The 7,660-nt window shown below is 63.7% G+C and carries 6 protein-coding genes; all 6 read left to right on the top strand.

The annotated features are described in order from the left end of the window. Positions 1-402 precede the first annotated feature (402 nt). The 6 genes from AC57BR_RS10025 to AC57BR_RS10000 all read left to right on the top strand — a co-directional run bounded on the left by AC57BR_RS10025 (position 403) and on the right by AC57BR_RS10000 (position 7,648). Positions 403-1,089 (top strand): DUF5134 domain-containing protein, encoded by a 687-nt coding sequence (locus AC57BR_RS10025; RefSeq protein ID WP_496360060.1) that lies wholly within the window; start codon positions 403-405, stop codon positions 1,087-1,089. A 171-nt stretch (positions 1,090-1,260) separates the two neighbouring features. After that, entirely contained in the window at positions 1,261-2,754 is a 1,494-nt protein-coding gene (locus AC57BR_RS10020; RefSeq protein WP_496360058.1) for a glyceraldehyde-3-phosphate dehydrogenase, read from the top strand. Between the two features lie 63 nt (positions 2,755-2,817). Next, positions 2,818-3,843, top strand: a complete 1,026-nt coding sequence (locus tag AC57BR_RS10015) for a 6-phosphofructokinase (RefSeq protein ID WP_496360056.1) — start codon at positions 2,818-2,820, stop codon at positions 3,841-3,843. Positions 3,844-3,968: 125 nt separating this feature from the next. Then, positions 3,969-4,562 (top strand): histidine phosphatase family protein, encoded by a 594-nt coding sequence (locus AC57BR_RS10010; RefSeq protein WP_496360068.1) that lies wholly within the window; start codon positions 3,969-3,971, stop codon positions 4,560-4,562. A gap of 124 nt (positions 4,563-4,686) precedes the next feature. Beyond that, positions 4,687-5,400 (top strand): hypothetical protein, encoded by a 714-nt coding sequence (locus AC57BR_RS10005; RefSeq protein ID WP_496360054.1) that lies wholly within the window; start codon positions 4,687-4,689, stop codon positions 5,398-5,400. Positions 5,401-5,488: 88 nt separating this feature from the next. Next, positions 5,489-7,648 (top strand): transglycosylase domain-containing protein, encoded by a 2,160-nt coding sequence (locus AC57BR_RS10000; RefSeq protein ID WP_496360066.1) that lies wholly within the window; start codon positions 5,489-5,491, stop codon positions 7,646-7,648. The last annotated feature ends 12 nt before the right edge of the window (positions 7,649-7,660 follow it).

Raw genomic sequence — 7,660 nt, 5'->3', positions numbered from 1 at the left:
TGCCCCGCCAGAACATCGGCTTCATGCTCGAACCCCACGGCTTCTTCAACCAAAACCCCACCCTGAACCTCCCCACCGAAACCCGCACCACCAACAGCGGCCACTGCAGCACCGGCAACGGACACTAAACAAACAGGGTTCCAACACACCAGAACCGGACAAGAACCAGAACCGGACAAGAACCAAGAGCTGGATAACAACCAGCCCTGAACAGGCGGTCCCCGGCGCGGCCCCCGGCAGCACCGGGGACCACCTGTATCCAGCCCCAAACATCCCAACCCTAAAACTTCGGTCCCCGATGCTGTCAGCACACCCGCGTCGGGGACCGAACCCATTTCCGGCCCACAACCGGCAATGCCCTTCCCTTTCTGACCGACCCCCAGTAGTGAAAGCGTGATCCGCGTGTTCAACATCCCCGCACTTACCTGGACCCTCACCGCCGTCCTGCTCGCCGGCAGCAGCTACCACCTCTGGCAGGCCGCACGCTCACACCACCTCACCGACCGGGTCAACAACACCCTCCACGCCCTCATGAACACCCTGATGGCCGCCATGCTCTGGAACCTCGCACCATCCACCATCCTCGCCCAAATCGGCCTCCTCGCCGGCGCGGCCCTCTGGTTCATCATCCAGGCCATCGCCCGGCCCGAATTCAAAATCCTCTGCGCCGGCACCCAAGGCCGGCTCAAATGCGCCTACCACGCCCTCACCATGACCGCCGCAGCCCTCATGATCGCCATGATGGCCCACCCCACCACCACCCCCGCAACCAGTCACGGAACCGCCCCGGCCGATGGAACCTCGACGCCGATGCCGGCCGCCCATCACGCCATGACAACCGCACCCCACGCCACCGCAACAGCGGCAACACCACTGGGCCACGCACCCCTACCCGGCATCCTGCTCACACTGCTCTTCGCCACCGCAGCCCTGACCTTCCTCATCCTCCTCCTCCGCCACCGGGCCGGCACAACCACAACCACAACCACCGACCACCACACAGCCACCAAACACCCCACCCGCACCGAACACGCCCTCGAAGCCCTCGGCGCCACCACCATGGCCCTCATGTTCGCCACCGCCGCGTAGGGCTGGACTTGCTCTTCAGGCAATTCCCTACCCAAAAGGATCGTTAAAACCATCCTGAATTAGCGTTTCCACTACCCGAAAATGGCAGGACGATGGATGTCAAGCCCCTCTCTGGACCCACCTCAGGAGCTGAAGAGCTAAACAGACCCACCCTTTTGGAAAGGCAGCCCGATGCTAAAAACCTCAGATTCTTGTCTTGATGCGTGGATGGGCCGGGAGGCCCTCGCCGAAGCCATGATCCCGGTGATCGGGCGGCTCTACCGTGAAAACAACGTGGTGACCAGCATCCACGGACGCAGCCTGATCAACAAGTCCACCATGAACATCCTGAAGGCCCACCGTTTCGCGCGCCGGATCAGTAAGGACGAATTGCCTCTGGAGGAGACGGCACCGCTGCTGAACACGCTGGCGCAGCTGGACCTGGGTGCCGCCGCCATCGACATCGCCCGCCTGAACCAGAAGTTCAAGTCCGCCGGCGGGAGCCTGACTTTGGAGGAATTCCTCCGCGCCGAACTGGCTGAGGTAGTGGGCAAGCGCGGCGCCGACAGCCGCGCCAGCACCGACGTCGTGCTCTACGGCTTCGGCCGCATCGGCCGCCTGGTGGCACGCCTCCTGATCGAGCAGGCGGGAGGCGGCCACGGCCTGCGCCTGCGCGCCATCGTGGTCCGGCGCGGTTCCGACAACGACCTGGCCAAGCGGGCCAGCCTGCTGCGCCGCGACTCCGTGCACGGCTCCTTCCAAGGGACCATCCGCGTCGACACCGACGCCAACACCATCACGGCCAACGGCGTCCGGATCCAGGTCATCTATTCGGACAACCCGGCCACCATCGACTACACCGCCTACGGCATCAAGGACGCCATCCTGGTGGACAACACCGGCCGCTGGCGCGACGCGGAGGGCCTCGGCCAGCACCTGCTCAGCAAGGGCATTGCGCGTGTCCTCCTGACCGCACCGGGCAAGGGTGACCTGAAGAACATCGTGCACGGCATCAACCACCGCGACATCACCGATTCGGACCGGATCGTGACGGCAGCCTCCTGCACCACGAACGCCATTACCCCGGTCCTGCAGGCGCTCAACGACAAGTACGGCGTGATCCACGGCCACGTGGAGACGGTTCACTCGTTCACGAACGACCAGAACCTGATCGACAACTTCCACAAGGGCGACCGCCGCGGACGCTCGGCTGCCCTGAACATGGTGATCACCGAGACCGGTGCCGCCAAGGCCGTGGCCAAGGCGCTGCCCGAACTGGAGGGCAAGCTCACCGGCAGCTCCATCCGAGTCCCCACGCCTGACGTTTCCATGGCAATTCTGAACCTGAACCTGGAACGCGGCACCACCAAGGACGAGGTCAACAACTACCTGCGCGAGACGGCGCTGCATTCGGACCTGCGCAAGCAGATCGACTACATCGACTCCCCGGAGGTGGTCTCCACCGACTTCGTCGGTTCCCGCCACGCCGGCATCGTTGACGGCCTCGCGACCATCTCCAACGACAAGAACCTTGTGCTCTATGTCTGGTACGACAACGAGTTCGGCTACAGCTGTCAGGTGGTCCGCGTTATGGAGGAAATGGCCGGCGTGCACCGGCCGTCATTCCCCGTGGCGGATGTCGTTGAGGAGGCCATGTCGATGCTTGCCGCCGTGGGATCGGCCTAGCGTAGTCCCCTCCTCCACAGTGGCGTTCTGCCTGTAAACCCTCTCCCACGATTCGAGCCGAACATGAAAATTGGAATCCTCACCAGCGGTGGCGACTGTCCCGGACTGAATGCGGTTATCCGCGGCGCCGTCCTCAAGGGCATTGCCGTCCACGGCCACGAGTTCGTCGGGTTCCGCGACGGCTGGCGCGGTGTGGTGGAGGGCGACATCATCGAGCTCCCCCGAACCATGGTCCGCGGTATCGCCAAGCAGGGCGGCACCATCCTTGGCACGTCCCGGACCAATCCGTTTGAGAACGGCGGCGGCCCCCGCGTCATCAAAGCCCACATGGACCGGCTGGGCATTGACGCCATCATCGCGATTGGCGGTGAAGGAACCCTCGCGGCCGCCAAGCGCCTGACGGATGCGGGGCTGAAGATCGTGGGTGTTCCCAAGACCGTGGACAACGACCTTGACGCCACCGACTACACCTTTGGATTCGACACCGCGGTCCAGATCGCCACTGAAGCCATCGACCGGCTGCGGACCACCGGCGAGTCCCATCGCCGGTGCATGATCGCCGAAGTGATGGGCCGGCACGTCGGGTGGATCGCGTTGCACTCCGGCATGGCTGCAGGCGCCCACGCCATCCTCATTCCGGAACAGAAGGTCAGCATCGAACAGATCGCCCAGTGGGTGAAGGAAGCCCACACCCGTGGGCGCGCCCCGCTCGTGGTCGTGGCCGAAGGCTTTATGCCCGAGCACATGGAGAGCCCGCACTCTGAGCGGGGCCTGGACACCTTCGGCCGTCCCCGGCTGGGCGGCATCGCTGACCAGCTGGCACCGGAACTGGAAGCCCGGACCGGCATTGAAACCCGCGCCACCATCCTGGGCCATATTCAGCGCGGGGGCGTACCGTCGGCCTTTGACCGCGTTCTTGCCACCCGACTGGGCATGGCTGCCATCCACCTGGTGGTGGAGGGCCTCTGGGGCACCATGGTGGCCCAGAGGGGAACGGACATTGAACATGTGGGCTTCCAGGATGCCCTGGGCCGGCTGAAGACAGTCCCGCAGAAGCGCTACGACGAAGCTGCGGTCCTGTTCGGCTGAGTTTCCTCCCCACTTCGCGATCTTTTGTACAGATAATGGGCCCAAAACGGCCTCGAACGCCCATTATCTGTACAAAAACTCCTTCTACGTCTCCGCGAAGAAGGGGCCTGATGCTCTCGGGCACAATGGAAGGCATGACCCTCACGACTTTCGCCCTCATCCGCCATGGCCAGACAGACTGGAACGCGCAGCGCCGGCTGCAGGGATCCAGCGATATTCCGCTGAACGACGTCGGCCGCGGCCAGGCGCGTGACGCCGTCGACGTGCTGTCCGGGCAGGAGTGGGACACGATCGTATCCTCGCCGCTGAGCCGCGCGGCGGAAACCGCCGAACTAATCGCCGCCGGCCTGGGGCTCACGGTGGCCCGGCATGTGCCGGAGCTCACAGAGCGCAGCTTCGGACCTGCCGAGGGCCTGCAGGCCGGCCCGGAACTGGAGGCCCTGCGCATCCCCGGGGGCTTCCGTGGCGCCGAAAGCGACGACGAAGCGGCCTCCCGGGGCCTGGCCGCCCTGGAGGCACTGGCCGAGGAGTTCCGCGGTCGCCGCGTTTTGGTCGTCGCCCATGGCACGCTCCTCCGCCTGACCCTCAGCCGTGCCATCGGCGACACCCTCCAGAGCATCGACAACGCCGTGCTCAACCTCGCCCACCACCACGCCGTCGACGGCTGGCAGCTCGAATACTTCAACGGCGAACGGGTAGTGGAGGCCGCCCGCAGCTGACGAAAGTTGATGCTGCCTCTGTCCCCGGCGGCCTGACAGGACTACCTTTCTCCTATGGACCGGGCAAGCAACAGGTGCTCCGGTCTGCATAAAGGTTTCTGCTCAACGAGGAGTGGGACGGGCCATGAAGCCACGCACCATAATTTTGGGGATCATCGTCCTGTTGCTGGTCGCTGGCGGGGCGGCATTTTTTTACTTCAACAATTTGAGAGCCAGGGCTGCTGACTACAATCCGCAGATCACGCCGGCGGATTTCACGACGAAAATAACCAACAAGTACTTCGCCCTTCCCGTCGGCAAGAAAATGACCTACGGGGCTGGCGGCGACAGGATCGACATCGAGGTCCTGAAGGAGACGCGGGTCATCGATGGCGTCGAGACTGTCATCTACCTCGACAAGGAATTCAAGAACGGGCAGCTCGTCGAGGAGACCAGGGACTATCTGGCACAGCACAAGAACGGCGATGTGTGGTACTTCGGCGAGGACGTGAATAACTTCAAGGACGGGAAGCTGCAGGATCATTCCGGCAGCTTCATTCACGGCCAGGACGGGGCAAAGGCCGGCATCTGGATGAAGGCAGAACAGCGCGTGGGCGACACCTACCGGCAGGAGTACTACCTGGGCCATGCCGAGGACATGCGGGACACCATCGCCACGGGCCAGACCGTCACGACGAAGATGGGCACCTACAAGGACTGCGTCAAGGTGGACGACTGGACACCGCTGGAGTTCAACTCGCGCGAGCACAAGTATTACTGCCCGCAGGTGAGCTCGATGGTCCTGGTGGAGGAATCCAACGGCAAACACGTAGAGCTCACAAATATCAAGCTGCCGTAAGCCTTGGCCGGGGACCATGTGCTCTGGCCCGGCCGTCACGTGAAGCGTATTCTGGAGACACGCTTTTTTTGGGGTGTGAACCGCAGTGATGGTACGCAAAAGCCTGGTATCCCGATCGCATTCGGCCTTGGGAAGGCTGCTCGGGTTCGTGGTCCTTAGTTGCATCTGCGGCGCCTTGGTTGCTGCCTACTTCGTGCCCCAGATTGCCGCTGCCGGCGCCGCCATGAGCGGCTCGCTCAACTTCTATAACGGGCTCCCGTCCGGCCTGGCCGTGCGGCCGCCGGCGCAAACCACAAGGATCCTCACGTCAGACGGGAAACTCATCGCCTCGTTCTACGAGGAAAACCGGGTACGGGTTCCGCTGAAACAGATGTCGCCGTACATCAAGGACGCCGTGATCGCGATAGAGGACAGCCGGTTCTACGATCACAGCGGCGTCGACCCGGTGGGCGTCCTCAGGGCGCTGGTGAGCAACGTCTCTGGCGCGGACCGGCAAGGTGCATCCACGCTCACCCAGCAATACGTCACCAACGTGGCCAACGAAGCCAAAATTACCTCCGGCCGCGGAGATGAGGTGGTCCTCAGCGGGGAAAAGACCATCGGCGATAAGGTGCGGGAGATGAAGCTCGCCATCGAGCTGGAGAAGAAATTCACCAAGGACCAGATCCTCGAGGGCTACCTCAACATCGTCTTCTTCAACCGCAGCGCCTACGGCATCGAAGCCGCGTCGCAGCACTTCTACAGCGTTCCGGCCAGCAAGCTGAGCCTCCCGCAGGCCGCACTGCTGGCGGGACTCGTCAACAGCCCCAGCCTCTACGACCCCGTGACGAATCCGAAGAATTCACTCCAGCGGCGCAACCTGGTCCTGGACGCCATGCTGGCACAACGCAAGATCACCAAGAAACAGCATGACACCGCCGCCGCCACCGGCGTCGGCCTGAAAATCCGTAGCTCGAGGCAGGGCTGCGCCGCAGCCACCATCGCCCCCTACTTCTGCGACTACGTGTCCCACCTGATCCTCAACAACCGGGCTTACGGCGCTGACACCGAAGCCCGGGAGCAGAAGCTGTTCCGGGGCGGACTCACCATCACCACCACCCTGGACAGCCGGCTGCAGGCGGCCGCCCAGGCCCAAGTGAACTCCACCGCCGGCGCCAACCCCGGCAAGTGGGGAGCTTCGCTGCTCACACTCCAGCCGGGAACCGGCAAGATCCTCTCGATGGCGCAGAACACGCTGTTCCTCCCGCAGCCCGGCCAGTTCGACACTCAGCTGAACTTCAACGTGGACGCCAAGGACGCTAACGGCAACGACCTCAACGGTGCGGGCGGGTTCCAGCCCGGATCCACCATGAAGCCGTTCACGTTCGCCGAGTGGCTGCACCAGGGACGCAAGATCACTGAAGAGGTGGATGCCTCACGGCGGGAGTACCCACTGGGATTCCGCTGGCGGGATTCCTGCGCCAGGGTGGTTGGCGGTTACAGCAGCAAGCAGCGCGCCGCAGGCCTGGAAGCTGCGGACGATCTGCAGAACGCGTCGGAGGGCTACTACCGCAGGATGCCCGCCAACTACGGGCTATATAACTCCATCAACACGGCCACTTTTGCCGAGGTCGCACAGCTGGACATCTGCGGCATCCAAAAGATGGTGGACACCCTGGGCCTGCACAGCGGGCTGGACGGGTCCGGGATCAACATGCACCAGCTGGGCAACGTGCTCGGCGGCACCGCCGTGTCACCGCTCAACCTGGCCACCGCCTTCGCCACCTTCGCCGCCGACGGCCGCTACTGCGCGCCGATCGCCATCCAGCGCGTCGCTGACTTTAACGGACGGGCGCTGGCCAGCCAGCAGTCAGTATGCCGGACCGCCGTGGAGCCGAATATTGCCCGCGGGGTGAACTCGGTACTGCAGGACGTGCTCAAGAAGGGCTCAGGCGTTTACATCAATCCCAAAGTCCAGAGCATGGTTCCCGTGGCAGCCAAGACCGGCACCAACAACAGCAATGGCGCCACCTGGGTACTGGGCTACACCAGCGGCATCACCACCGCGTCCTTCTTCGGTGACGCACTGAACGGCCAGAAACGGCCCGGCAGGAACATCACCATCAACGGCAAGCACTACGACCGGATCGACGGCTACATGATCGCGGGACCGCAGTGGGCCAACTACATGCTGAAGGTAGCCAAGATGTATCCGGCGAAACCGTTCCCGAAGCCCCCGGCATCCATGGTCGGCAAAGGGGCAAAGTAGCGCCGCGGTGGG

The organism is Arthrobacter sp. BGA-UO-ETr-C19 (genome assembly GCF_059568005.1).
Note: the sequence above shows the minus strand (reverse complement) of the source record. Positions and strands in the feature narration are given on the sequence as shown.